This is a genomic window from Spiroplasma endosymbiont of Virgichneumon dumeticola (assembly GCF_964264745.1).
Classification (GTDB): domain Bacteria; phylum Bacillota_I; class Bacilli_A; order Mycoplasmatales; family VBWQ01; genus Spiroplasma_E.
Genome location: NZ_OZ183478.1, coordinates 640,201 through 666,139, shown reverse-complemented (window position 1 = coordinate 666,139; position 25,939 = coordinate 640,201). Strand labels below are relative to the sequence as shown.

Annotated in this window: 37 protein-coding genes; 20 read left to right on the top strand and 17 right to left on the bottom strand. The window is 23.8% G+C overall.

The annotated features are described in order from the left end of the window. Position 1: 1 nt before the first annotated feature. The 4 genes from ACFEL4_RS04260 to ACFEL4_RS04245 all read left to right on the top strand — a co-directional run bounded on the left by ACFEL4_RS04260 (position 2) and on the right by ACFEL4_RS04245 (position 5,890). Complete coding sequence (locus tag ACFEL4_RS04260; protein WP_375318247.1) at positions 2–430, top strand: hypothetical protein; 429 nt, start codon at positions 2–4, stop codon at positions 428–430. Beyond that, positions 430–2,559, top strand: coding sequence for a hypothetical protein (locus ACFEL4_RS04255; protein WP_375318246.1), 2,130 nt, complete (start codon positions 430–432; stop codon positions 2,557–2,559). The genes ACFEL4_RS04260 and ACFEL4_RS04255 overlap by 1 nt, the downstream gene beginning before the upstream one ends. A gap of 138 nt (positions 2,560–2,697) precedes the next feature. Continuing rightward, positions 2,698–3,909, top strand: a complete 1,212-nt coding sequence (locus tag ACFEL4_RS04250; protein WP_375318245.1) for a hypothetical protein — start codon at positions 2,698–2,700, stop codon at positions 3,907–3,909. Beyond that, positions 3,881–5,890 (top strand): hypothetical protein, encoded by a 2,010-nt coding sequence (locus tag ACFEL4_RS04245; protein ID WP_375318244.1) that lies wholly within the window; start codon positions 3,881–3,883, stop codon positions 5,888–5,890. Before ACFEL4_RS04250 ends, ACFEL4_RS04245 begins: the two co-directional genes overlap by 29 nt. A gap of 99 nt (positions 5,891–5,989) precedes the next feature. Here the strand turns inward: ACFEL4_RS04245 and ACFEL4_RS04240 are convergent, their stop codons facing one another. The 3 genes from ACFEL4_RS04240 to ACFEL4_RS04230 all read right to left on the bottom strand — a co-directional run bounded on the left by ACFEL4_RS04240 (position 5,990) and on the right by ACFEL4_RS04230 (position 8,499). Further along, positions 5,990–6,172, bottom strand: coding sequence for a hypothetical protein (locus ACFEL4_RS04240; RefSeq protein ID WP_375318243.1), 183 nt, complete (start codon positions 6,170–6,172; stop codon positions 5,990–5,992). A 621-nt stretch (positions 6,173–6,793) separates the two neighbouring features. Then, positions 6,794–7,099: a hypothetical protein gene (locus ACFEL4_RS04235; RefSeq protein WP_375318242.1), complete on the bottom strand. Its 306-nt coding sequence runs from the start codon at positions 7,097–7,099 to the stop codon at positions 6,794–6,796. 182 nt (positions 7,100–7,281) lie between these two features. Then, the gene (locus ACFEL4_RS04230) at positions 7,282–8,499 is read right to left on the bottom strand and encodes a hypothetical protein (RefSeq protein WP_375318241.1); all 1,218 of its coding nucleotides are present in this window, start codon (positions 8,497–8,499) and stop codon (positions 7,282–7,284) included. Positions 8,500–8,571: 72 nt separating this feature from the next. Between ACFEL4_RS04230 and ACFEL4_RS04225 the strand changes: the two genes are divergently transcribed. Beyond that, complete coding sequence (locus tag ACFEL4_RS04225; RefSeq protein ID WP_375318240.1) at positions 8,572–9,675, top strand: Mbov_0401 family ICE element transposase-like protein; 1,104 nt, start codon at positions 8,572–8,574, stop codon at positions 9,673–9,675. 317 nt (positions 9,676–9,992) lie between these two features. Beyond that, entirely contained in the window at positions 9,993–10,841 is an 849-nt protein-coding gene (locus ACFEL4_RS04220; protein ID WP_375318239.1) for a hypothetical protein, read from the top strand. 497 nt (positions 10,842–11,338) lie between these two features. On the opposite strand, the gene ACFEL4_RS04215 is transcribed toward ACFEL4_RS04220, so the two are convergent. Further along, positions 11,339–11,728 (bottom strand): IS1595 family transposase, encoded by a 390-nt coding sequence (locus ACFEL4_RS04215; RefSeq protein WP_375317577.1) that lies wholly within the window; start codon positions 11,726–11,728, stop codon positions 11,339–11,341. Further along, on the bottom strand, positions 11,623–12,159 hold the full coding sequence (locus ACFEL4_RS04210; protein ID WP_375317642.1) for a hypothetical protein: 537 nt from the start codon (positions 12,157–12,159) through the stop codon (positions 11,623–11,625). The genes ACFEL4_RS04215 and ACFEL4_RS04210 overlap by 106 nt, the downstream gene beginning before the upstream one ends. Here ACFEL4_RS04210 and ACFEL4_RS04205 point away from each other — a divergent pair. The 5 genes from ACFEL4_RS04205 (at position 12,159) to ACFEL4_RS04185 (ending at position 16,259) form a co-directional block, all read left to right on the top strand. Beyond that, positions 12,159–13,001, top strand: coding sequence for a hypothetical protein (locus ACFEL4_RS04205; RefSeq protein ID WP_375318238.1), 843 nt, complete (start codon positions 12,159–12,161; stop codon positions 12,999–13,001). The two genes, ACFEL4_RS04210 and ACFEL4_RS04205, sit on opposite strands and share 1 nt — an antisense overlap. Beyond that, positions 12,955–14,310 (top strand): hypothetical protein, encoded by a 1,356-nt coding sequence (locus tag ACFEL4_RS04200; protein WP_375318237.1) that lies wholly within the window; start codon positions 12,955–12,957, stop codon positions 14,308–14,310. Before ACFEL4_RS04205 ends, ACFEL4_RS04200 begins: the two co-directional genes overlap by 47 nt. A gap of 24 nt (positions 14,311–14,334) precedes the next feature. Further along, a complete protein-coding gene (locus ACFEL4_RS04195) occupies positions 14,335–15,384 on the top strand; it encodes a hypothetical protein (RefSeq protein ID WP_375318236.1) in 1,050 nt (349 codons plus the stop codon). A gap of 183 nt (positions 15,385–15,567) precedes the next feature. Next, positions 15,568–15,897, top strand: coding sequence for a hypothetical protein (locus ACFEL4_RS04190; RefSeq protein ID WP_375318095.1), 330 nt, complete (start codon positions 15,568–15,570; stop codon positions 15,895–15,897). A 68-nt stretch (positions 15,898–15,965) separates the two neighbouring features. After that, the gene (locus ACFEL4_RS04185) at positions 15,966–16,259 is read left to right on the top strand and encodes a hypothetical protein (protein WP_375318235.1); all 294 of its coding nucleotides are present in this window, start codon (positions 15,966–15,968) and stop codon (positions 16,257–16,259) included. Between the two features lie 28 nt (positions 16,260–16,287). Here ACFEL4_RS04185 and ACFEL4_RS04180 read toward each other — a convergent pair whose 3' ends face one another. From ACFEL4_RS04180 to ACFEL4_RS04155, 6 genes are all read right to left on the bottom strand, one after another. Then, entirely contained in the window at positions 16,288–16,683 is a 396-nt protein-coding gene (locus ACFEL4_RS04180; protein ID WP_375318097.1) for a hypothetical protein, read from the bottom strand. Positions 16,684–16,802: 119 nt separating this feature from the next. After that, a complete protein-coding gene (locus ACFEL4_RS04175) occupies positions 16,803–16,991 on the bottom strand; it encodes a hypothetical protein (RefSeq protein WP_375318234.1) in 189 nt (62 codons plus the stop codon). Positions 16,992–17,311: 320 nt separating this feature from the next. Then, positions 17,312–17,500: a hypothetical protein gene (locus ACFEL4_RS04170; protein WP_375318099.1), complete on the bottom strand. Its 189-nt coding sequence runs from the start codon at positions 17,498–17,500 to the stop codon at positions 17,312–17,314. A gap of 14 nt (positions 17,501–17,514) precedes the next feature. After that, the gene (locus ACFEL4_RS04165) at positions 17,515–17,640 is read right to left on the bottom strand and encodes a hypothetical protein (protein ID WP_375318233.1); all 126 of its coding nucleotides are present in this window, start codon (positions 17,638–17,640) and stop codon (positions 17,515–17,517) included. A 117-nt stretch (positions 17,641–17,757) separates the two neighbouring features. Beyond that, positions 17,758–18,411, bottom strand: a complete 654-nt coding sequence (locus ACFEL4_RS04160; protein ID WP_375318232.1) for a hypothetical protein — start codon at positions 18,409–18,411, stop codon at positions 17,758–17,760. Next, the gene (locus tag ACFEL4_RS04155; RefSeq protein WP_375318231.1) at positions 18,404–18,526 is read right to left on the bottom strand and encodes a hypothetical protein; all 123 of its coding nucleotides are present in this window, start codon (positions 18,524–18,526) and stop codon (positions 18,404–18,406) included. The genes ACFEL4_RS04160 and ACFEL4_RS04155 overlap by 8 nt, the downstream gene beginning before the upstream one ends. Between ACFEL4_RS04155 and ACFEL4_RS04150 the strand changes: the two genes are divergently transcribed. Further along, positions 18,507–19,328 carry an IS1595 family transposase gene (locus ACFEL4_RS04150; protein WP_375318230.1) on the top strand — a complete coding sequence of 274 codons (822 nt, stop codon included), beginning with the start codon at positions 18,507–18,509 and terminating at the stop codon, positions 19,326–19,328. The two genes, ACFEL4_RS04155 and ACFEL4_RS04150, sit on opposite strands and share 20 nt — an antisense overlap. On the opposite strand, the gene ACFEL4_RS04145 is transcribed toward ACFEL4_RS04150, so the two are convergent. The 6 genes from ACFEL4_RS04145 to ACFEL4_RS04120 form a co-directional block, all read right to left on the bottom strand. Continuing rightward, positions 19,325–19,669 (bottom strand): hypothetical protein, encoded by a 345-nt coding sequence (locus ACFEL4_RS04145; RefSeq protein ID WP_375318229.1) that lies wholly within the window; start codon positions 19,667–19,669, stop codon positions 19,325–19,327. The genes ACFEL4_RS04150 and ACFEL4_RS04145 overlap by 4 nt on opposite strands. Beyond that, positions 19,647–19,817: a hypothetical protein gene (locus ACFEL4_RS04140; RefSeq protein ID WP_375316903.1), complete on the bottom strand. Its 171-nt coding sequence runs from the start codon at positions 19,815–19,817 to the stop codon at positions 19,647–19,649. Before ACFEL4_RS04140 ends, ACFEL4_RS04145 begins: the two co-directional genes overlap by 23 nt. Positions 19,818–19,906: 89 nt before the next feature. Next, positions 19,907–20,128, bottom strand: a complete 222-nt coding sequence (locus ACFEL4_RS04135) for a hypothetical protein (protein WP_375318228.1) — start codon at positions 20,126–20,128, stop codon at positions 19,907–19,909. Positions 20,129–20,351: 223 nt separating this feature from the next. Beyond that, positions 20,352–20,525: a hypothetical protein gene (locus tag ACFEL4_RS04130; RefSeq protein ID WP_375316906.1), complete on the bottom strand. Its 174-nt coding sequence runs from the start codon at positions 20,523–20,525 to the stop codon at positions 20,352–20,354. After that, positions 20,515–20,682: a hypothetical protein gene (locus tag ACFEL4_RS04125; protein WP_375317664.1), complete on the bottom strand. Its 168-nt coding sequence runs from the start codon at positions 20,680–20,682 to the stop codon at positions 20,515–20,517. Before ACFEL4_RS04125 ends, ACFEL4_RS04130 begins: the two co-directional genes overlap by 11 nt. Before the next feature lie 6 nt (positions 20,683–20,688). Beyond that, positions 20,689–21,177 (bottom strand): hypothetical protein, encoded by a 489-nt coding sequence (locus ACFEL4_RS04120; RefSeq protein ID WP_375316908.1) that lies wholly within the window; start codon positions 21,175–21,177, stop codon positions 20,689–20,691. Positions 21,178–21,598: 421 nt separating this feature from the next. On the opposite strand from ACFEL4_RS04120, the gene ACFEL4_RS04115 reads away from it, so the two are divergent. The 8 genes from ACFEL4_RS04115 (at position 21,599) to ACFEL4_RS04080 (ending at position 25,838) form a co-directional block, all read left to right on the top strand. Beyond that, complete coding sequence (locus ACFEL4_RS04115) at positions 21,599–22,237, top strand: hypothetical protein (RefSeq protein WP_375318227.1); 639 nt, start codon at positions 21,599–21,601, stop codon at positions 22,235–22,237. After that, entirely contained in the window at positions 22,191–22,430 is a 240-nt protein-coding gene (locus ACFEL4_RS04110; protein WP_375317364.1) for a hypothetical protein, read from the top strand. The genes ACFEL4_RS04115 and ACFEL4_RS04110 overlap by 47 nt, the downstream gene beginning before the upstream one ends. Further along, positions 22,382–22,888: a hypothetical protein gene (locus ACFEL4_RS04105; protein ID WP_375318226.1), complete on the top strand. Its 507-nt coding sequence runs from the start codon at positions 22,382–22,384 to the stop codon at positions 22,886–22,888. Before ACFEL4_RS04110 ends, ACFEL4_RS04105 begins: the two co-directional genes overlap by 49 nt. A 30-nt stretch (positions 22,889–22,918) precedes the next feature. Beyond that, the gene (locus ACFEL4_RS04100; protein ID WP_375318225.1) at positions 22,919–23,044 is read left to right on the top strand and encodes a hypothetical protein; all 126 of its coding nucleotides are present in this window, start codon (positions 22,919–22,921) and stop codon (positions 23,042–23,044) included. A gap of 156 nt (positions 23,045–23,200) precedes the next feature. Then, a complete protein-coding gene (locus ACFEL4_RS04095; protein ID WP_375318224.1) occupies positions 23,201–23,680 on the top strand; it encodes a hypothetical protein in 480 nt (159 codons plus the stop codon). 45 nt (positions 23,681–23,725) lie between these two features. After that, positions 23,726–24,493 (top strand): hypothetical protein, encoded by a 768-nt coding sequence (locus ACFEL4_RS04090; RefSeq protein ID WP_375318223.1) that lies wholly within the window; start codon positions 23,726–23,728, stop codon positions 24,491–24,493. Continuing rightward, positions 24,466–25,077 (top strand): hypothetical protein, encoded by a 612-nt coding sequence (locus ACFEL4_RS04085; protein ID WP_375318222.1) that lies wholly within the window; start codon positions 24,466–24,468, stop codon positions 25,075–25,077. The genes ACFEL4_RS04090 and ACFEL4_RS04085 overlap by 28 nt, the downstream gene beginning before the upstream one ends. Further along, positions 25,017–25,838, top strand: a complete 822-nt coding sequence (locus tag ACFEL4_RS04080; protein WP_375318221.1) for an IS1595 family transposase — start codon at positions 25,017–25,019, stop codon at positions 25,836–25,838. The genes ACFEL4_RS04085 and ACFEL4_RS04080 overlap by 61 nt, the downstream gene beginning before the upstream one ends. The last annotated feature ends 101 nt before the right edge of the window (positions 25,839–25,939 follow it).

Here is a 25,939-nt window from a genome sequence, read left to right as displayed (position 1 = left end):
TATGATAAAAGAACTTTGAACTGATATTAGTCTAGGAAATTATAATAAGTGATATCCATTAACTGGACCAATTAATGACACTCCACAACAATATGTAAATACATGACCAAATGCTAATGAATGATTTACTACATTTGCTATTCGCGCACAAAATGATATTAATGCTTATCTTAATTTTATTTTATATAAATTTCCTTTTGATAGTTTTAAAGATAAATTAATTCAAGAAACATTAAGAGATATGGTTTATGTAATGATAGAACATTGAGTATTTAATCGTACTCCAATTGAATTTAATGTTGATGCTAATATTCAATTTAATAATGGTACACAGTTTAGTGCAAGTAGTATTCCAACAATTAATGTTTGAGATTTAGCACCAAGTAGAATGAAAATACTAGCTCAATTAACACAATTAAAGAGGTACTAATGAGCTATGATGAACAAGAAATTGATGTTGATAAAATTGATTTAGAAGCATTTTATACAAGAAATCAAGTAGATGAATTAATTGAAAATGAAAAAGAACAAAGAATTAGTGGTGATAAAGATAATCATGATTTTATATTAACTAAACAAATAAAATTATATGATGATGTTGTAAGTGAAAAAGAACATGAAGTATTTCGTGGTGCAGTTACTAAACTTGTAAATAAAAGTTATGTAGCAACTGAATATGACCCTGAAACTGAAACAATGATTTTAAATTGACCAAGTGAAATTGGTACATTACCACCTGAAACATTACAAAATAATCCACAAGAGGGTGATTTTACTCATGCTCCAACTGCTGATTTTTCTGCTAAACAACAAAAACGGATTACTAGTAATGAAAATAATATTAAGTTAGCGAATACAGAAATTGAAAATATTAAAAATAATTGATTTAATATCGAAACAAGTCCTTTATGAAAATTATATACAAATCCAATTGTTGATTCTGATATTAATAAATTATACTTAGTTATTTGAGAATATGGTTATGAAGACTTAAATCATCCTGAGAATTTTTATGGTGTTACCCAAAAAATTTCAAAATTTAAATTACTTTGAGAACCTAGTAGTTATCAGCCAACAAATGTTGTATTAGATAAATTAATTTTAAATGATGATGTTAATATAACATTATTATTTAATATAAGCGAAAGAAAAATTTATATTACCTCTAATAATCCTAATTATACTACATATATTATTAAATTTTATCAATATCAAGGTAATGCAACACCTACTGAACTTATAGCAGAAACTAATAATAATGATAATTATTATACTAAAAAAGAAACAAATACATTATTAGATAAAAAACAAGATATTAGTGACGAAAATTTACAAACAAAAAATAAAACTATTGTTAGTGCTATTAATGAAGTTAAAAATGTTAATGATACACAAGATTTACATATTAGTCAAATTAAGACTGAAGTAACTAATGTACAAGGTGTTTTAGTTTTAAAACAAAATAAGTTAATTGCTGGTACTAATATAACTATTGATAAAGATAATAAAATTAGTGCTACTGGTGGTAAAACTGATTTAACTGATTATTATAAAAAAGAAGAAACAAATAAATTATTAGATAAAAAACAAGATAAAATAGAGAATTTACAAGATAAAATTTTTAATAATAAAGATGATAAAGATAGTACTACAAGATTAGTTAATGATGTTATAAATGTTGGAAATAGAACATTAATTTATAAAAATAAAAGTGGTCCTTCAGTAACAGATGATAATGATATTCCAAATAAAAAATATGTTGATGAAAAAATAAAATCTTTAAATGTTATTAAATGAAAAAATGTTGGTACAAAAGAAAGTAATATTAAAATTAATTATGATTTTAAAGTAAATACTTTATATAGAGTCGGTTATTGTTGAAAAAATGTAGAAAAAAGTCCAATTATATATATGCAATTTTTATGACAAGGTGATGGTGCAGTATTAGCTAGTTTTTTTAAAGGTATTTCTGGAAAAAGAATTACTGAAGCTTATGTTGATTTAGTAGTTATTTCAAATGCTATTGCAATGGATAGATTTAATGATGATGAAGGTAAAATATATTCATTAGAAGAAGAATTAAAAGAAAATACTTATAAAATCACTAGTAATACATTAGATATTACTTCACCAAGTATAATTAATATAGATAAACCAATTAAAATTAATTCAAAAAGTTTAGAAACTAATGAAATAGAAGACAATTGTTGAGATATTGAATTAAAAGATAATCCAACACCAAATCCTAACCCAAGTGTTCCACAATGAAAAGAAGTAGCAGTCAGTACTGATTTAGTAACAATTAATTATAATTTAAAAAATAAAAATTATTATAGAGTATTCTATAATGGACGTACTAGAGATTTAATTACTAATATTGGGAAAGGTACACATGAAATAAAAGAATTTTATTATCAAGATAATGAAAATGCTTTTATGTTAGGTATTTTTAATATGATGTTAACTGGAATGCCTATGTATATTAAAAATAATGGAGTTAGTTTATATGCTGAAGCACGGATGTGTAATTTATGAAAATTAGAAGAATTACAGGAATAATATTATGTTTAAAATATTAAAAATAATTTTAAGTATATTAGGTATTTTGATTAGTTGTTCATTTGTTGGTTTAATGTTGTTTATTATTTATAAAGTTATATTAATAGTTAATAAAGTATTATAGAAAGGTAAATTATTATGAAAATATTTAAAAGAAAAGAAAAACTAAATGAAAATGATAATACAAAGTTATTTAGTTTAAGTAAAGAAAAAACCATACATGCTTCTATATTAGATTTTTTTGGATTTAATAGTTTTAATCATGAAACTCATTTTACTGATTTTGTAGCAGAAAATAATGCTAATTTATATAATGCACCATTAGAAATTAATAACGATAAAATTAAACAATATTTAATTAATCAAGACTATTATCGTAAAAATTGAAATTCTATTTTTAAATTAAGTAAATTAGGAATTAGTGGATATTTGATTTATATTGCTAATGATAATCTATATTTTCAATTAGTAGATATACAACAAAGAAATTATGATATTACTGGTAAATTAATTCAATGTACTATTTTTTATGAGAATTATCAAAAAAATGCTCAAACAGTAAGATTATTTGAAATTTATACTTTAAATAATGAACAAGTAACTATTAATCGTGCAATTTATAGTATTAGTGATAATAAAAAACAATTTGTATTAGATTTTAAAACATATAACAATAATCCTAACTTAGAACAAGAACAAATATTAAACATTAATTATATACCAATAGCAATTATGCGTAATCGTGCTAATGAAGAACCTGACTGTAATAAAGTAATGGATAAAATTAAAGCATTAGATATTTTCTTTGAACAAATCATTTTAGATGTCATTTTAAACTCACCTAAATTTGTTTTTAATAATATTTATGGTAATAATCAACAATTAATTGATGATGCTATAAGAAAATTAATTGCTAAAAACTATTTATTTACTGATAAAAGTCCTAATGATGCTCCTAATGGTTTAGTAACTGTTATCCAAGGTAATTTTAAAGGTAAAACATTAAGCGATGTTTATGATTGATTAATTAATGAAATATCTAAGCGTTGTGGTTTACATATACCAAGTCAAAAGAAATCAGCACAACAATCAGTTCCTGAAAGTACTGCTGTAAATATTTCAACAGTTAATTATATTGAACAAAAACTATGACAATTTAATATTGATACTCTTAAATTTATTCAATTATTAGTACGTATTGATAAAGATTTATTAGATAGTAAAACATTTGAAATTAAAGATGAACAAGCAATTGAAAATTTAACTGTTAAATTAAATTTATTTAATCCAGTAAATAATCAATTAGTAGGAGAAAATGACAATGGACAACAACAACAAACCACAAACTAAGTTTCCACAAAAGCAAACTAAACTCAATCAAGCAGAAAATGATTATTTAATAGATAATATACCTTATGATTTTTCAAACCTTATGGGTAATACTAGTGACCCTGATATTAATAGAATATATGATAAATTTAAAAAAAGAACAATCTATATTTATGAAATTGAACGTTTATTCAAAAATAATGATAATAATACTTTAAAATTCTCACCTAATACTATTAAGATTGGTTTTATTGATATTGAGAAAGTATTAACTACTAATGCTGTTGAAACATCAGACTTTAATATGCAATTAAATCAAAGAGCAAGTACTAATATTAATGATAATGCCATTGAATATAGTATGACTGATATTAAAAATTTAATCTTTCAAGAAATAGATTTATTAAATCAATTTAAGTTATATGCTGTTAGTATAAATGAAACTTTAACTGAAAGTAATATTGATAACTTATATATCATTAATAGTTATTCACAACCTTATCAAAATCCAAAAACAAGAAGTACCAAAAGCATTACTATAATAAAAATTAAAGATTTTAAAACAAGAGATGGTTATCCAATCATTATTAAATTACAAAAACCATTAGATAAAGATACAAAAGTTATTGGTTTAAAAATTAAAGCACCTAGAAGCATGCTCTTTGGCAATATAAAGGTACTTGGTGAAGTTGATAATATGGAAGTATACCCTAAGTTATTTGTTAAAGATAAGATAGCATTTCCACTATTATCAATGCCGATTGAAACTCAACCAAAAGTTAGAATACTAGAACAATGATTTAGTGAACAAATATTACCTTGAAATTTAGCAAAACAATTTATTGGACAAGAAAAATCAATTTTAGATTTAATTGCTATTGGTGGTGGTAGAGAACCAAGAAAAGAAATTATTAGCAATGCACGTGTCACTAATGCTTGATTAGGTTATTCAGATAATGCTAATCCTACATGACCATTAACCGAAGAAAAGGAATTAAAAGATAAAGAAATATGAAAATTACATAGTGGAATATCTATTTTTTATCCCAATGTTTCAACTAATAATAAATTTCATGATGTTGAACTAGAAATAAATGATAAACCACCAGTTGATAGTTTACAAAAAGTATTATTAGATATGTTAACTTATACATATACTTATAACAGAAATTTTGATGGTTTTGACCCTACAATTTTAAAAGATGACATATCAAAATTACGTGCTAAATTTGAAAATCAAAAACCTGATGATGTAATAACAAATTTATTTAAACAATGAAAATTAGATTATCCAAATTATATAAACTTACCACAAATACAAATTTTTAAGCAAATAGTGTGTATGTTATCAAGTAATATTTATTCTAATATGTCAATTAATAAAGGCTTAAACGATGATAATAAAATATTATTACCTTATTATTTTGAATTAAAATCAAACCCAATTCATTCGGTACCAGATAAAGTTTGAGAATTTAAAGATGCAAAAGTAGTATTAAAATCTGTATATTTTGATTTTACAGATATTTATAATATTAAATTAAAAAATGATGATATTAGTCAAAATCCATTATTTAAACTTGATGATAATCAATTTAACTGATTATCCATTACAAATGAGTTAGAAAGTAATAATATACCTTCATTAATTCCTTCTGATTGAACATTAGGAAATGGTGAATATGGAAAATACTTTACAAGAGCAATTATTGATAAAACTAAAATTAAAAATGCTCTAAATTTATATGGTTCAAATAAATCACAATTATTTTCTAAATTAGAATTTTATAAAGAAATATTAAAAATTGATAATACCAATGAATTTGAATTACAAATTGAAAATCCAATTAGTGAATTAAATAGAATTGAAATGAGTGGCATATTTGGCACTGGTAATTATGATTTAATTTTAATAACAGATAAACAAGAAATCAGTTTAACTAATATTAATTTATTTGATAAATACAATGAAAATATTTCTTATATAAATTTAGAAATTTAATCAAAATATCCACTAGGATATATACCATCTCATTTACTGTCTTCTTTATGTTTTGGTTTAATGTCAAAATATAGTCATATTTTATGTTTATCACTTACTTTATATTCTCATATAGTTGCCCCCCCAGTGCGCATTACCTTCATAATCTAAATAATAAGTTAGTTCATTTGTTTTATGATGTGCTACTGAACCAATTATCAAACCAGTTACTCCACTTACAGCACCAATTAGTGCTAATGCTAATGTTATTTTGCTTAAATTTGTTTGTATTCATGTTTTCATATTAAATAACTCCTTCTTTTATTTTGTTAATTTTTTTTACTTCTCCATTTATTATAAGTTCTAAATTATTATTAATTTCTTGATATTTTTCTATTTTGTTCAATTTTTCTAATAACTCAGGTAATATTTTATTTTGATATTCTTTTGTATGTTCTTGACAAAGAAAATAATCACGTATTATTGCTTCACTTAATTTTAATTGAATATGATTAACAGATTTATTATTACATTTTTTTCTTTCACAAATTTCAATTTCTTCATCTATAAAATAATCTTGAAGTATTGGTGCTTCTTCATCAAATTTTATTTTATGTTCTTCACAAAAGTATAAATTTCCTAAATTTTGTACTTCAATTATTTCGCTTCAATTTTTAATGCATTTTTCTCAATAACAAATAATATTATTTTTTTCTTGATTATTAAATTTATTTTGTTTTTTTAATTTTTGTTTTTGTCTTACATCTTTTTTTGCTCATAAACCCTCCTTTTTTCTTAATTTTACTAGTAAATTGTACTTAATTTTTGTATTTTTTGCAAATATGCTTTAAACGTTAAAATAACGCCAAATACAAGGCGTTAATTTTGTGATACCTATCCTATTACTAGTATTGTTTTCGTTGGTTATATGGCATAAGAAAAAACACTTATTTTAGTAGAAGCATTATTTTTACCCCTAATTATATTTTTATAGGGATATAGTGCATAAAATAACGCATCATAAGGGTCTTGATACATAGTTTTGTCAGGAATGTTAGTTTTGATTTGGTCATATCGTAATTCTTCTAAACATTGTGTCGTTTTGCATAAATCATTTTGATTAGCATAAAAATTACCATAACTCATAATATTCCGCATTCATACACAACGGTCAGTTAATCCTGCTTCTTGGTTAAGACTTGAAGAATGCTTAATAGCAACTTGACTCATAATTAAGATATTATGTTCATCTGCTAATTTTTGACTTATTCAATCGATAGCGGTTTTTGCTTTATCGTCATAATAATAAATTGCTTGGTCAAAATTTTCAAAATTATCAAGTAATCCGCAAATTTCATCAACATAAGCATTAATCTTTTCATTTTCATTAATAAAATCATTGGGAGTAACTATTAATTCACAAATAATATAAGGGTCATAATAACCACTATTATTATATTCTTTAATCCAGTTACCATAAGTACGCTATGGTCTTTACTACCTGTTGCTCAATCCACACCAACACTATAAAAATCAAATTTATAAGTATCTTTTTCTTTATTATAGAATTCTTGTAAATTATATGGTTGTCAATATTTTATTGCTTTTAGAAATGGAAAAACAGTTGCATCACTATCTAAATATTCAAATCCATAATAAACAGTATTAAATTCATCAGGATTTTTCTTTTTTAATTCTAAAATTATTTTTTGTGTTACTGGTTCTAATTTTTTTCAAAATGGTAATAAAGTAAATCTTAAAATAAATAATCCTAGACCTGAAAACGCTTCCGTATCTTCATAGTAGACCTTACCAATTTTTTTAAGAGTATCTATAGCTTGCTCATTTAACGGCAAATAGGGGATACAGTAGAGCAAATAAAAGGGGTGGTATTTATCATAGGGATTACAAGTAAAAGCAATAAAGTGATTTTTATAAAAATAACGAGTAATTTTTTTACCATAAGTTGGACTAAATATATTTCTATCAGTAAATGTTCAACTTCAGTCTTGAATTGGTTCATTAGATACTTTAATACGATTACTACGAAACATTGATAATTTTAAACGCTCATAACGTTGTGTTAATTGTTTTTCACTTAAAGTTTCTTTTTCTTCGGCCATAATAATTTCATCAGTTCTAGAACATAAATAACTAGAACCACCAACTGATTTTCCAAAAATCTTATTACCATTAGCATAACCAATAAAATCTATTTGTTGATTATTAGGAAAGATAATACAACCACCATCCTTAGTAATTTTTCATTTAATACCATGGGGATTATTAGGTCCTAAGTGAATATCATACTTATCTTCTAAATATTGACAAACATCCATTAAAGAACCAATAGTTGTTTCATTATGAGTATTTTCATAACGTCTTACTTCTTGAACAGAACTATCATTAAAATTACAGCACACAAATAAATCAAACGCTAAACAATTTCATGTTTTTCTTGTTAAACGTGCTGTTGGTACAAAACGATAAAAACAATTAGTAGTGAAAAATTCTGCTCATTGTTCACCAACAAACTCTTTAAAAACATCCCAACTAAATCCATAATTATTATCACTAAAATTAAGGTCATATTTTTTATTTAATTGTGCATAACTACTAATAAGTTTCATATTTGATCACCTAACCTTTACTATAAATTAAAATATTAATGTATCAAACATTAAATAGAACGGAGACATATAATGTCTTGAAATTATCGAGAAGAATACCAAAAAATTAATCAGTTAACTTTAGAATATATTAAAAAAAGATGAGAAAAACTAGACCTAAAATTATTTAAAACAAGAGATAAAAGCAAATATATTATTGTTGACTTTGAAAAAAGAAAAAGAAACACAATATATGGTGTAGTAATTTACAAACGACGTATTTACAAATATTATAACACAGAACTAAACCAATGAGTATATATTTGTCTCGTTGATGAAAAACTAGAACTACCTAAATATAAGAGAATTGGAGAAGATATTGAACAAAATGCCTTTGCTTATTTTGCTGATGGAAAAAGATACAAAGATATCTGTCATACAATGTTACTAGCAAATGTTAATCGTATGACTATTTGTCGCATATTTAAGAAATATGTAGTTGTCATGCAAAATATTAGTAAAATTAAACTAGAACCAAACCAACCTATTTATATTAGTATTGATGATGGTCATCGAAAATTTTGAGAATATAAGCGTAAAATTAAGCAATATTCCATGCGCTTAGTAGTATTTTATACAGATAATATTAATCATACATTAGTTAATAAAAGAGCAAACGTTATCATTAGACCAAATAAAACTGTGCTTGGTGCTAGCAAAACTGCTGACTTTATTTTAGAACAAGGAAAGCAATTTTTTGAAAATTTTGACCAAGCACAAGTAATTGTTTGTGGTGATAGTGCTGGGTGAATTAAAAAAACTGCTGAACATCTTAATGCTAAATTTATTTTAGATAAATTTCATTTAATTAAAGTATTATATCTTGGCATTATTGCTGGTAATAAAGGTAAGTATTATCAAGAATATAATACTTGTCGCAAATACATTGAAAATGGTGAATATGATAAATTACTTGATTATCTTAAAACTTTAAAACATAAAAAACTAAAGAAAAAATACTTTCTTAATAATAAAGAAGGCATTACTAATCAATCTTGTAAAGAAAATATTGGTTGTTTTGCTGAAAGTAATGTTTGACATATTTTAAAGTCAATGCTTGGTAATCGCACGTATAGTATTGAAACATATAAGAAAATGATTATCTTTAAATGTCAAGAAATTAATTTAAAACCATAATCTATTTTTAAATTAAATCTTAAAAACTTATTAAATGTCTGTTTAGTAAGCATTTTTGTTATGGACTTCATATACTAAACTATTGAAAATAATTATAATATGCATTTTAATTGCAATTATTTATTATTAGGAGTATTATTAAATTACAATTACATAAAAATTCTTAATTATTTCTCGTCTCAAATGATAATTAGACAATATTGAATAATTAATTCCGGATTTTTGTTATACTCCCAAAGAAATTATACATATAGCACATAGAAAAACTAAACAACGTACTAAACATTATAAAAAAGCATTTTTTAAGGAATGATAATATGATAAAAGAACTTTGAACTGATATTAGTTTAGAAAATTATAATAAGTGGTATCCATTAACTGGAATAATTAATGATACTCCACAACAATATGTAAATACATGACCAAATGCTAATGAATGATTTACTACATTTGCTATTCGCGCACAAAATGATATTAATGCTTATCTTAATTTTATTTTATATAAATTTCATTTTGATAGTTTTAAAGATAAATTAATTCAAGAAACATTAAGATATATGGTTTATGTAATGATAGAACATTGAGTATTTAATCGTACTCCAATTGAATTTAATGTTGATGCTAATATTCAATTTAATAATGGTACACAGTTTAGTGCAAGTAGTATTCCAACAATTAATGTTTGAGATTTAGCACCAAGTAGAATGAAAATACTAGCTCAATTAACACAATTAAAAGAGTTACTAATGAGTTATGATGAACAAGAAATTGATGTTGATAAAATTGATTTAGAAGCATTTTATACAAGAAATCAAGTAGATGAATTAATTGAAAATGAAAAAGAACAAAGAATTAGTGGTGATAAAGATAATCATGATTTTATATTAACTAAACAAATAAAATTATATGATGATGTTGTAAGTGAAAAAGAACATGAAGTATTTCGTGGTGCAGTTACTAAACTTGTAAATAAAAGTTATGTAGCAACTGAATATGACCCTGAAACTGAAACAATGATTTTAATTGACCAAGTGAAATTGGTACATTACCACCTGAAGCATTACAAAATAATCAACAAGAGGGTGATTTTACTCATGCTCCAACTGCTGATTTTTCTGCTAAACAACAAAAACGGATTACTAGTAATGAAAATAATATTAAGTTAGCAAATATAGAAATTGAAAATATTAAAAATAATTGATTTAATATCGAAACAAGTCCTTTATGGAAACGTATCGATGAGCAAATTCCAATTCCTAATGATGATATTAACAAATGATTTATAGTTTTTTGAGATTATGGATTTCAGAATTATGATGATTTATATCTTGTTAAAAAAACTTCAAAATTTCAATTCGTTAAAAATCAAAATATCTCACCAACAGATGTCATATTAGATAAATTAATCTTAAAAGATAATGTTATTATAACATTATTGCTAAATCTTAAGACAAACATAATTTATTTCAATAGTAATAGTAATAATTATGGCGCCAATATTGATAAAATATATAAATATCAAGGCATAGGAAAACCTACTGAACTTATAGCAGAAACTAATAATAATGATAATTATTATGGCTTTTCTCCCTTTATGTACTATTTTTAAATTTTATCACATAAATGCTGAGAAAAGCCTATCTACGGACTTCTCCCCACATTTTTAAATTAAACATAGCATTACAGTTTCAAAACTAGGTATGTTATTGAATTTATATGCAGCTTCTTTTGCATATAAATGAATATGATGTTTTGCAACTTTGATATGTGTTTTAAATGTTCTTCGTATATATTTTCATACTGACTCAATTTGGTTGGTATTTACACCAGTTTTTGAAACATAGCCATCTTGATGGTTAACTGTTTCATGCTTAGTGAAAACCGATTTCAAATCGCGATATCCTTTTCAAGAATCAGTATGTACATCACACTTTGAAGAAATGTGGTTTATTGCAAACTGCAAAAGATTTTTACTGTTTGCGTTTTTCAATACTTTCACAATCAGATTGTTGGTTGTTTTTTCATAAATACCAACAATCAAGGTTTTGTTCAACAAGGATCTTCCTTGTTTTTTAAACCCATATGTGAAAGATACATTTCATCCATTTGCACTATGCCCTCAACAATGAATTGAGGTTCTTGTTTAGCAATGGCACTTCGGATTTTATGACCCATTCTTCAAGCTGTTTTCAAGGTCACTCCCAATTCTTTTGCAACATCAGTTGATGGAATTCCATGTTTGGTGTTTATTCATCTAAAGATGAGATAAAACCAAGATATTAAAGGTGTTTGTGAATTTGAAAATATAGTGCCCGTGAGAATACTGAATGTTTGATGACATTTCAAACATCTCATTTTTCTTAAATTAGAAGTATTCAAATTAAAACTAGAACAACTAATACATTTGCTTTGTTTCAAACTTGCTATATATGCAAGACATTGTTTTTCAGTTTGAAAAGTATTATTGAACTCATTCAATTTCATTGTTTCCTCCACAAGTACATGTGGGGAGAAGTCCGATAACTAATTTACCAATTATAAATTTATATGGTAATGCAACTACTTTAAATGCATATCCAGATTGTACAGCAGTATGAGATTTAATATATGATTTAAATCGTGTTATTAGACAAAAAAGATTAGAAAGAGAATTAAATGTTACTACTTTATTTGCTTCATTACCTAATGATGTAATTAAAGAAATGCAAGAAAATGGTAATATTGCAGAAAATCCTAAAAAAGATATGTTTGTTAATGTTGGTAGTGCAGGGTATGATAAAAATGGTAATGGTGGTATGCAAATTATTCAAGGTGACCCTAAATTTAGTGAATATTGATTAGATTATAATGGTACTGCTAAAGCCATATTTAATGGTGCAGGTTATGATTATGATGAACATGGTAATGATGTTTATACAAATAAAACACAAAGTATGTTTAATAATAAATTTGATATGGAAACAACAGAAATTAAAATAGCATTTTATAGTGCTTATTTTTATCGTATATTTGATTTACTTCTTATTAGTGAAAATTTATGAAATGGTATTGGTGAAAGACCTTATTCATTTAAATTTATACCTATAGCAATGACTGACCAAATTATTAATTCAAGATTAAATAATGGCACAATGACAGTAACTGAAGCCATTGGTGAATATGATAATATTGACCAACTTATGGCTGAAAATAAATTAGAAACTATTATTACAGAAAATAAAAAATTAAATAAAGAATTAGGAGATAATGAAAATGAGCAATCATCAAAGAATTCAATTAATGAAACACGCACATCTACATCTAAAGAGACAACAAGCAATAATTAAACGTTTAAGTCATTGAAAAATATTTCCATTTATAATTAATAATGGAGCAATACCTTTAACTGAAACTGGTTATAAACCTATTGATAGTAAAATTAGTGATTTTGGCCAATATGAATTAATACTTTCTGGTAATACTCCAGTTGTATGTATTTGAAAAAAAAGTACTAATATATATCAAAAAAATAAAGGTATTACAGACCTAACTACTCATAAAACAACAGGTCAAAATCAATATTATACTAAACAATATAAAATTGGTGATTATTGAAATGATTATTTAATTGATGATACAAGTGGTGTAGATTTTGGTGGTTTACCTAATAATAGTTTATTTAAAACAATTTCTACTACAAGACAATATACATTAGTTATGTTTGAAGAACAAATTACAGTAGATGATTATTTACAATTTTTTTGTGTATTTAATGATAAAAATGAAAATATTGGTGGTAATACAGGTAAAAATCAAGATAGACAATTATTATATATTTCAAATGTAACTAATTATTATAGTCCTTATAATGGTGAATTTAGTATGCAAGTATTAACTTTTAGTTCAGTTAATGATAGAGCAGTAACAAGTGGTCAAAATACACTTGATTATGTACAATATGCAAGCCCTGGTAGTGGTTATGCTTTCCCTACTATTCAAGAAGGAGAAGTAACGTTAAATCGTACTTTAATGCGTGATATTGGAGTTAGATATAGTCATAGACAATCTTATGGTTTAGAATTATTATCAAGTTGTTATTATTATGGTAGACCAATTATTCAAGGTCAAGCGCCAATACAAAAAGAAAATGAAGAAATATTTGAACAAAAAGTATTTGCTTCAAGAAGATTATTTATTGCTGGTAATAATGACCATTCAAGTACATCAATTAAAAATAATGGTGGTTTATTAGCAGGTATTAATGATAAAATAACTACTAATAGTCATCCAGAAACTACATTTTATAATTTAATGGATGCAAAACCTACTGGTTATCTTAATTTTAAAAATTTTACAGAATGATTAAAAACTTCATTAAATTTTCAAGATAATTTATTTGTTACAAAAGATTTTAAAGGTATGTTAGCATTTGATAAAACAAAAGCAACTAATAGTAATGGTACAGCAATTGGAGAAGCTAAATTCTTTTGAGATAGTGAATGAAATATTAATAATTTAACTGGTAGCTATAATGTTGATATGTCTAGTAATTTTAAATATAAAGACCCAGATACTAATTTAATTATTGGTTCACCAACTGTAGATTATTCACAAATAAGCCAAAAATATATGAGTGCTATATTAAATTTTAATTAAGTAGTATTTAGTAGTTTAATTCAAATGCCTTATGATTCAAATCAATGATTACCATTTGCATTAAGTGATATACCATTAATTGGTAAATTATTAAATGCTTTAACATTAGGTATTTGAAGTAGTTGAGTTATTACACAAAATGTTAAACAATATAAAAAAATGTTATATTTTAATGGTTTTATGTCTGCATTTTTTACAAGTAATTTAGAAAATATTATCGGTAATGGTGGTTTAATTCCATTAAATGTATTTACAAATGAAAATGATTTTGCTATTGGTAAATTATTAGGTGCAAATGTTAGTACAACTGCTATGACTATGAAATTAAGTGATAGAGTTAGTGTTTATCCATGAGACCCTACTACTGGGAAGAAATTAAGTGTAAAAGAGCAAATATCAACTGTTGATTTATCACAAAAGAAAAATAATAAAGTTTATATTTTAGCAGAAGATACAGAGTTTTTAGATATAGCAAGTCAATTTACTAATGAAGATAAAGATTGTCAATGAAATCCTAACCCTAATGGAGTTAGTGATGGTTCAAATTATGCTTATATTATTGATACAATTGTAACTCAATCATTACATCAAGGTGAAGAAAGACATACATTTTATAGTGATAATCCTTTTACTTATCAAGGTGATTATAATGAACTTTCAGTTGCACAATTTAGATATAAAAATAAAGGTGCTTTAACTGGTAATGCTTTTAATTGAACTACTTTATATAAATTAAATCATGATGAATATAAAGAAACTGAAGAAACTACCTTTAGTTATCCAGCAGAAATATTACCACCAAGTCCACAAAACATAGCAAAAACTATTATAATAATTCCAAAAAATCCAAGTATAACAGAAACAGTGAATTCATATCCAACTTTATTATATAAGGACAAAGAGCATTTAGAATATGATAAAAATACATGAATTAATAATAATAAAAATTTAAAAAATTTAGAAATTGATATTAATTTTAAAGATTATTTAGACCCAACATTATTAATTTATACTTTTAATGATTTAAAAAGATATTATAAAAGTATAGATATTTATCTATCATGAGACTACTAAACAATTGAAAGTAAACAAGGTAATAAAAATAATCTTTTAACTTCAGAACAATTTATACCTACAAAATCACAAAGTTATTTTTTTACTAAAAATTTATCTGAACTAAATACTTATAATGAAATTAAAACATCAAATAATTATGATAATTATAAAATTATAGAATACCCAGCCAGTGAAAGTTATGTGTTTGATAATTATGGAGTTTCAGTAATAGCAAAAGAACCAAATAATATTGATTGATTATATACAATTTCTAAATGTTCGCTTAAATCAGAAGCTAAACTTCTTAAACCATTAATGATGGAAAAAGATAATTATACTTATTTAGGTTTTTGTGATATTAGTGATAAAGAATTTAAATTTAAAATACAGATGTTTCCTATAATAACTCAAGTACAAGTGATATATCAAGACCGTAATACATTAAATCCTAGTTTTCATGATTCTCAAATTTTAAGATATATAAATAAATATTATTTAAGTATTGATAAAATAGTATTTAATTCACAATAATTTAAATAATATGTTAATATTAAAATATATTATTAATCAGGTTTTAATACCTTTATGAAAGGAAAACTATGAAAGTTGATGTAAATTATTTAATAATAATAATATGTATTATTTATGCATGGATAATGTTATTTTCTATTCCTTTTGGTATTAGTTTATGTAAGAAAAATCATTCTTTAGGTATAATATTATTATTTATAGGCTTAAATTTTATTGGATTAGTAGTAGCTTTGATTATTATTAAGAATAAATGTGATAATTTAATAAAAGAAATAGGGCATGATAAATTTAAAATAAATTTTTACAAGTTTAAATTCAAAAGAAAATCTAAACAAAATACTATTCCCTCACAATCTAATTAAAAAGTTACCTTATTGGTAACTTTTTTATTTATAAAATAATACAATGATTATGATTAGAATGATTATTGGTATTTAATAAATTTTCTTCATTATTTATATTTAATATGTGTTCTTGTAATAATGGTGTTGATTCGTTTATCAATTGATTTGGAATATTTTCTATTCTTTGACTTTCAAAAAATTCTCTATAAGCTTCTCTTTCTGAACGTTCCTCTATACAATCAGAAATTAAGCTACTAACTAAAAAGCCAGAAAATCCTCCTACAAACGAACCTATACATGCAATAATAGATAAATCATTATCAAAATTTTTATTTGTTCTTATTTCTATACTTTTTTCAAAAACTTTTAAAAATGAAAAGGTAAATCCCATACCTCCAATTATTATTCCTGATAATGTTCCACATAAAATTTTCTTATTCATATTTAATTGACTCCTTTCAAAATAAAAACTCATTTACTTTAAAATAAAGCAATGAGTTAAAAACTATTATTAAGTTTATATTATTTTTATATCATAAATATTTATTAAATATACATAATTTAATTATTAAGTGCCATTTCTCTAAGTAATTCTAAATTTGTATTTTCTTTTTCTTGCATAACTCAATAATGATATTTTTTATCAATTATGTCTTTTAATATTTTTATTGAATTATTATCTTTTAAATTATTATCTAAAATATTAACTAAATCTTCTATAGTAATAGCAATTAGTATTTTATTTTCCATTATTTATTTCCTTTCATATGATATTTTATATATTTAATATAGATAATTTAGTTATTAATCTTAATTAAATTCAGTAAAACTATCTTCTATTACTTGCATATATTCTTTATCATTATTTTTTCTTGCTTCTAATCATTGTTCCATTAATCATTTTGCAAAATCTCATTTAGTCATTTTTTACTCCTTTTATAAATTTTTTCTTATTAAATTATTAAATAAACTGTAATTTTACTTTTATGAAAATTTTGATGTAACATTGCTCTTCATAAACTAAGATAAACATTATCACAAGAACAAATAAATAAATATTTTTTCATTTTTTACTCCTTATTTTTTATTTTATTATCATAATATTCTTTTATTTCTTTTACTTTATTATTAAAATCTAATTGATGTTTTTTACACATTTTAAAAAATTGAATAGAAGTATTTTCTAAATCTGTAGATTGTAATTTAATTAATACTTTTTTATTACATTCTTTAACAATACATTTTAATTTAGTATTCATTATTTATTCTCCTATTAATCAAAATCTTCATTATTTCAACATTTATTACATAAATACATTTCAAATTTAGTATCTTTATCTTTTAATTTTCTATTATTTAATTTAATACTTGCTTTTTTATTACAGTAATAACAAATCATTATTTATTCTCCTTCTCCCATTTTATGTTTAATAGACATTGGTAACATTCACATTTATTACCATAGTATTCATTACAATAGGCAATTTCGCATTCATTACATCAATATACTGTCATTTTATTTCACTTCCTTATTTAAATAATATCAACCAATTAATAAACTTTCTGCTTCATCATGATTTGATATTTTTATATTTCGATTATTTATAATAGTTAAATAATTAACAATTTTTATAGATAAATCTTTATTTCATTTATTATTAGGATGATTTGCAATCCCTATATTTTCATTTTCATTATAAATTAATGTATCAATAATATTTTCTTGATTTAAATATCATTTTCTTCATTCACTACTACTAATTAACATATCTTTAGTTAATAATTTATTAAATTGTCCAGCAATAAAACCTCTTAAATGGTCTAAAGTTTCTTTACCACGACCCATTTTTGGATTAAATATACCACGTTCAATAATTAAAGTTAATTTACTCAGTATATTATCAATATCACTTTGTTGTAAAAAAGTATTTTTTTTAACAGTTAACATTGAAAAAATAAAATCATTAATTAAATCATTAAAATTATTTGTAATAAAAGAATTAACTTCACTTTTCTTATTAAAACTATAACTTTCTATTAATATTGGTTTTCAATATTCATATGGTGTATTATCTTGATTTTTTTTTCAATCTTTACTTATATTTTTTTCTCATAATGTAAACCCAGTATTTTTCATACTTGGGTCTACTGATAATAAGTATTTATTCATTACTAAATACCAACTTATCTAAATTATTTATATTATTTTGTATTTGTTCATAATTAATATCGGACTTCTCCCCACATGTACTTGTGGAGGAAACAATGAAATTGAATGAGTTCAATAATACTTTTCAAACTGAAAAACAATGTCTTGCATATATAGCAAGTTTGAAACAAAGCAAATGTATTAGGTGTTCTAGTTTTAATTTGAATACTTCTAATTTAAGAAAAATGAGATGTTTGAAATGTCATCAAACATTCAGTATTCTCACGGGCACTATATTTTCAAAGTCACAAACACCTTTAATATCTTGGTTTTATCTCATCTTTAGATGAATAAACACCAAACATGGAATTCCATCAACTGATGTTGCAAAAGAATTGGGAGTGACCTTGAAAACAGCTTGAAGAATGGGTCATAAAATCCGAAGTGCCATTGCTAAACAAGAATCTCAATTCATTGTTGAGGGCATAGTGCAAATGGATGAAATGTATCTTTCACATATGGGTTTTAAAAAACAAGGAAGATCCTTGTTGAACAAAACCTTGATTGTTGGTATTTATGAAAAAACAACCAACAATCTGATTGTGAAAGTATTGAAAAACGCAAACAGTAAAAATCTTTTGCAGTTTGCAATAAACCACATTTCTTCAAAGTGTGATGTACATACTGATTCTTGAAAAGGATATCGCGATTTGAAATCGGTTTTCACTAAGCATGAAACAGTTAACCATAAAGATGGCTATGTTTCAAAAACTGGTGTAAATACCAACCAAATTGAGTCAGTATGAAAACATATACGAAGAACATTTAAAACACATATCAAAGTTGCAAAACATCATATTCATTTATATGCAAAAGAAGCTGCATATAAATTCAATAACATACCTAGTTTTGAAACTGTAATGCTATGTTTAATTTAAAAATGTGGGGAGAAGTCCGTAGATAGGCTTTTCTCAGCATTTATGTGATAAAATTTAAATAGTACATAAAGGGAGAAAAGCCTAATATTATTTATTAATTTATCTTTAATATTATTAATATTTATATTTTTAAAATATAATTCTGCTACTTTATGAACAGTTTCTCCTCTTAATCTAGCATTTTCTAATCTATCAAAAGGTACATTTTCATAAGGATTTTTATTACTATATAAATAATATTGAATAATTTTAGATACTGATATTTTTTCTTGATTATTTAAAAAATATTGATGTGTATCTTTTTTAAAAATTAAATTATTATTTTGATTGTTTAATTGCATTTTTAATTAAATTCCTTACAAAATTAGTAATTGACATATTATTATTTTCTAAGCAAAGTTTTTTTAATTCATAATGTTCTTCTTTAGTTAATCTAACAAAAATTTGTTTATTAATTAAATCTTCTATTTTTTTCTTATGTGCTGGCATTAAAATCACCATCCTCTATATCTTTTAATAAATCTTTAATATTAATATATTCTTTCACTGTAAGTTGTAATTCTAAATAATTTCTTAATTTATCCATTATTATTCACTCCTTTAATATCTAATTCCATTACTAATATTTCATAATTTGTAATAAATGCTTTTGTAGTAACTATTCTTTCATAAGTATCATTTAATATAGGATGTTTATAATTTTTATGAAAATTAATAGCATTTTCAATTTTAGTAAATACTTTATATTTTATTTCATCAGTATAATGAACTTTATATTTTAATAAATAAGCATATTGCATTATCTTTTCTCCTTTCTTAATTATTTTAAAAATAACAATCAATCTTTAACTAATTGTGGCATTTCATTAATTATTTTTTTATAATCATTAATTGCTTCTTATAATATGTTAATTTCAGTAAATTTAAAACAATTCTCAATATGTAAATCAAAATCTCTATCAATTTTGATATCATGTTTTATATATTTTTCATTAAATTCATTTCTAGTCATTTTATTTCTCCTTAAAAATTTTCTAATTGTAATTCATTAATATAATAGTTATATAAACTATCAGAATTATCACTTGTTAAATGTATATCTTCTTCAATCATTTCATTAATATCTTTATTACAATAATAAGAATTATCTATTTCACTAATTCAAATATATTTTTCATTATGAATATTACATTTCATTATTTTCACCCATTAATTTATAAAAACATTTATTACAAGTTCTATTAGCAACTGAAGATTGTTTATGACAAATATCACAACTATGAGTAATAATATTATTTAAATAAGTTTTTTTATATTCAAGGTTTTCTTTTCATAAATACATATAGATATTCATTCCTTTCTAATATTTTAAATAAAATATTTTTTCATTATGAGTTAATATATCTTTCATTGGTGTTACTATATAATTTATGAATAAATCATTATGATTATATGGATTATTTATTTTAAAACTTTTTCTATCTTGTTCTCATGTAATGTTATATTTAAAACATTCTTCTTCTTTATCATTTTTAAAAATATAATAACCATTATATTGTTCATAAAATTCACAAGATATTAATTCATTTTCATTAGCAGTAACATTTGGTATATTTTTTACATATTTTAAAATTTCACTACCTTTAATACTAGAAATATCATTTGTAATAGATTTTTTACCTAATTTATAATTTCAATCTTCAAATATTTTTATTAATATTTTTTTATTTTTATTATCAATAGTAGTATATTGTGTAGAAAATCATGTTTCATATTCACCAATTTCTAATAATATACCTTTCTCTGTTTCTCTAACTTTACTTTTTAATTCTAAATTAATAGTTGTCATATATATTTCCTTTCTATTACGTATAAGCCTTATCACTTACAGTGATAATAGGCTTATATACTAAATACTTATATCTTCTACTACTACGTAAGGCTTATGCTACTGTAAGTAGCAAAGCCAAGGGTAGGGGGTTGTAGGGGGAAGGGAACCAAAATTTCTTAAATTTTAAAAGAGCATGACAAAAATTACTATTAGTTATATCTGCACTATAGCCTTTAATAATTTTTTATTTAGTTATGTAATAATTAATTACTTTCATAAAGTACAGATTTATCAAAATAATTAATTATAATTGTTTAACAATTAAAAATGAGAGTATTATCTCTCATTTAAGTTCTTATTAATCTAACCATTAACTTGATACGCCCAATTAAATGTTACTACTTTATTTGCTTCATTAGATAATGAAACAGCAAAAGAAATGCAAGAAAATGGTAATATTATTGAAAATCCTAAAAAAGATATGATAGTTAATGTTGGTAGTGCTGGATATGATAAAAATGGTAATGGTGGTATGCAAATTATACAAGGTAATCCTAAATTTAGTGAATATTGATTAGATTATAATGGTACTGCTAAAGTAATATTTAATGGTGCAGGTTATGATTATGATGAACATGGTAATGATGTTTATACTAATAAAACACAAAGTATGTTTAATAATAAATTTGATATGGAAACAACAGAAATTAAAATAGCATTTTATAGTGCTTATTTTTATCGTATATTTGATTTACTTCTTATTAGTGAAAATTTATGAAATGGTATTGGTGAAAGACCTTATTCATTTAAATTTATACCTATAGCAATGACTGACCAAATTATACAAGACCAAATTATTAATTCAAGATTAAATAATAGCACAATGACAGTAACTGAAGCCATTGGTGAATATGATAATATTGACCAACTTATGGCTGAAAATAAATTAGAAACTATTATTACAGAAAATAAAAAATTAAATAAAGAATTAGGAGATAATGAAAATGAGCAATCATCAACGAATTCAATTAATGAAACACGCACATCTACATCTAAAGAGACAACAAGCAATAATTAAACGTTTAAGTCATTGAAAAATATTTCCATTTATAATTAATAATGGTGCAATACCTTTAACTGAAACTGGTTATAAACCTATAAATAGTAAAATTAGTGATTTTGGTCAATATGAATTAATACTTTCTGGTAATACTCCAGTTGTATGTATTTGAAAAAAAGTACTAATATATATCAAAAAAATAAAGGTATAACAGACCCAGTAACACATAAAACAACAGGCCAAGATGAATTTTATACTAAACAATATAAAATTGGTGATTATTGAAATGCTTATTTAATTGATGATACAAGTGGTGTAGATTTTGGTGGTTTACCTAATAATAGTTTATTTAAAACAATTTCTACTACAAGACAATATACATTAGTTATGTTTGAAGAACAAATTACAGTAGATGATTATTTACAATTTTTTTGTGTATTTAATGATAAAAATGAAAATATTGGTGGTAATACAGGTAAAAATCAAGATAGACAATTATTATATATTTCAAATGTAACTAATTATTATAGTCCTTATAATGGTGAATTTAGTATGCAAGTATTAACTTTTAGTTCAGTTAATGATAGAGCAGTAGCAAGTGGTCAAAATACACTTGATTATGTACAATATGCAAGCCCAGGTAGTGGTTATGCTTTCCCTACTATTTAAGAAGGAGAAGTAACGTTAAATCGTACTTTAATGCGTGATATTGGAGTAAGATATAGTCATATACAATCTTATGGTTTAGAATTATTATCAAGTTGTTATTATTATGGTAGACCTATAATACAAGGTCAAGCACCAATACAACAAGAAAATAAATAAATATTTGAACAAAAAGTATTTGCTTCAAGAAGATTATTTATTGCTGGTAATAATGAAAAATCTACAACAGGTACGAAAACTAATGGTGGTTTACTTGCTGGTATAAATGATAAAATAACTACTAATAGTCATCCAGAAACTACATTTTATAATTTAATGGATGCTAAACCTACTGGATTTACTAATTTTAAAAATTTTACAGAATGATTAAAAATTTCATTAAATTTTCAAGATAATTTATTTGTTACAAAAGATTTTAAAGGTATGTTAGCATTTGATAAAACAAAAGCAACTAATAGTAATGGTAGTGCAATTGGAGAAGCTAAATTCTTTTGAGATAGTGAATGAAATATTAATAATTTAACTGGTAGCTATAATGTAGATATGTCTAGTAATTTTAAATATAAAGACCCAGATACTAATTTAATTATTGGTTCACCAACTGTAGATTATTCTAAAATAAGTCAAAAATATATGAGTGCTATATTAAATTTTAATTCAGTAGTATTTAGTAGTTTAATAAAAATGCCTTATGATAGTGTACAATGATTACCATTTGCTTTAAGTGATATACCATTAATTGGTAAATTATTAAATGTTTTAAGTTTAGGTATTCCAATTGGTTTTTATTATTAATAAAAATAATCAACAATATAAAAAATGTTATATTTTAATGGTTTTATGAGTGCATTTTTTACAAATAATTTAGAAAATATTATTGGTAATGGTGGTTTAATTCCATTAAATGCTTTTGCTAATGAAAATGATTTTGCTATTGGTAAATTATTAGGAGCAAATGTTTCTACAACTGCTATGACTATGAAATTAAGTGATAGAATATCAGTATATCCATGAGACCCTACTACTGGTCATAAATTAACAACTAAAGAACAAATCAGTACAGTTGATTTATCACAAAAGAAAAATAATAAAGTTTATATTTTAGCAGAAGATACAGAGTTTTTAGATATAGCTTCACCATTAACTAATGAAGATACAGATTGTCAATGAAATCCTACCCCTAATGGAGTTATTGATGGTTCAAATTATGCTTATATTATTGATACAATTGTAACTCAATCATTACATCAAGGTGAAGAAAGACATACATTTTATAGTGATAATCCATTTACTTATCAAGGTGATTATAATGAACTTTCAGTTGCACAATTTAGATATAAAAATAAAGGTGCTTTAACTAATAATGCTTTTAATTGAACTACTTTATATAAATTAAATCATGATGAATATAAAGAAACTGAAGAAACTACATTTAGTTATCCAGCAGAAATATTACCACCAAGTCCACAAAACATAGCAAAAACTATTATAATAATTCCAGATTTAAAAATAGAAATGACAGCAAATAATATTCCCTTAACAAATATAAATGTTAGACCATATAAATCTAATAATAACGAATGAAAAAAAATAATCCAAATAAATTAGTTAATTATGAAATTAATTGAAAATCATTATTAGACCCAACATTATTAATTAATACTTTTAATGATTTACAAAGATATTATAAAAGTATAACTATATATTATGGTTATAATATTGAAACTAAAGAAGAAATACAAAATTCACCAGATAATAAATTAATAAAATATTCAAGTATTGAAAGTTTTAATCCTGCTAAAATAGAAGATACCAGCACCACTATCGAGTTAAAAGATTTAAAATTTAATAAAGATAAACCCCAAGAAAATCTTTATGAAAATACTTGATATCACACAGCAAATAGTGATACTACTTCTGGTATGGCATATAATTATTTTTTTAGTGATAATAGACAAATGCCTTATGAATTAATTGGTTATAATTTTAATCTATCTATATTTTTTGGTACTGGCACAAAAGTAGATGAAAGTTATGAAAATAAATCATGTATTAGTATGAGTATTGTAGATAATAATTTAAGTTGAATATTTTATCGGACTTCTCCCCGCATGTACTTGTGGAGGAAACAATGAAATTGAATGAGTTCAATAATACTTTTCAAACTGAAAAACAATGTCTTGCATATATAGCAAGTTTGAAACAAAGCAAATGTATTAGGTGTTCTAGTTTTAATTTGAATACTTCTAATTTAAGAAAAATGAGATGTTTGAAATGTCATCAAACATTCAGTATTCTCACGGGCACTATATTTTCAAAGTCACAAACACCTTTAATATCTTGGTTTTATCTCATCTTTAGATGAATAAACACCAAACATGTAATTCCATCAACTTATGTTGCAAAAGAATTGGGAGTGACCTTGAAAACAGCTTGAAGAATGGGTCATAAAATCCGAAGTGCCATTGCTAAACAAGAACCTCAATTCATTGTTGAGGGCATAATGCAAATGGATGAAATGTATCTTTCACATATGGGTTTTAAAAAACAAGGAAGATCTTTGTTGAACAAAACCTTGATTGTTGGTATTTATGAAAAAACAACCAACAATCTGATTGTGAAAGTATTGAAAAACGCAAACAGTAAAAATCTTTTGCAGTTTGCAATAAACCACATTTCTTCAAAGTGTGATGTACATACTGATTCTTGAAAAGGATATCGCGATTTGAAATCGGTTTTCACTAAGCATGAAACAGTTAACCATCAAGATGGCTATGTTTCAAAAACTGGTGTAAATACCAACCAAATTGAGTCAGTATGAAAACATATACGAAGAACATTTAAAACACATATCAAAGTTGCAAAACATCATATTCATTTATATGCAAAAGAAGCTGCATATAAATTCAATAACATACCTAGTTTTGAAACTGTAATGCTATGTTTAATTTAAAAATGTGGGGAGAAGTCCGTAGATAGGCTTTTCTCAGCATTTATGTGATAAAATTTAAAAATAGTACATAAAGGGAGAAAAGCCTATTTTATTTACAAGCC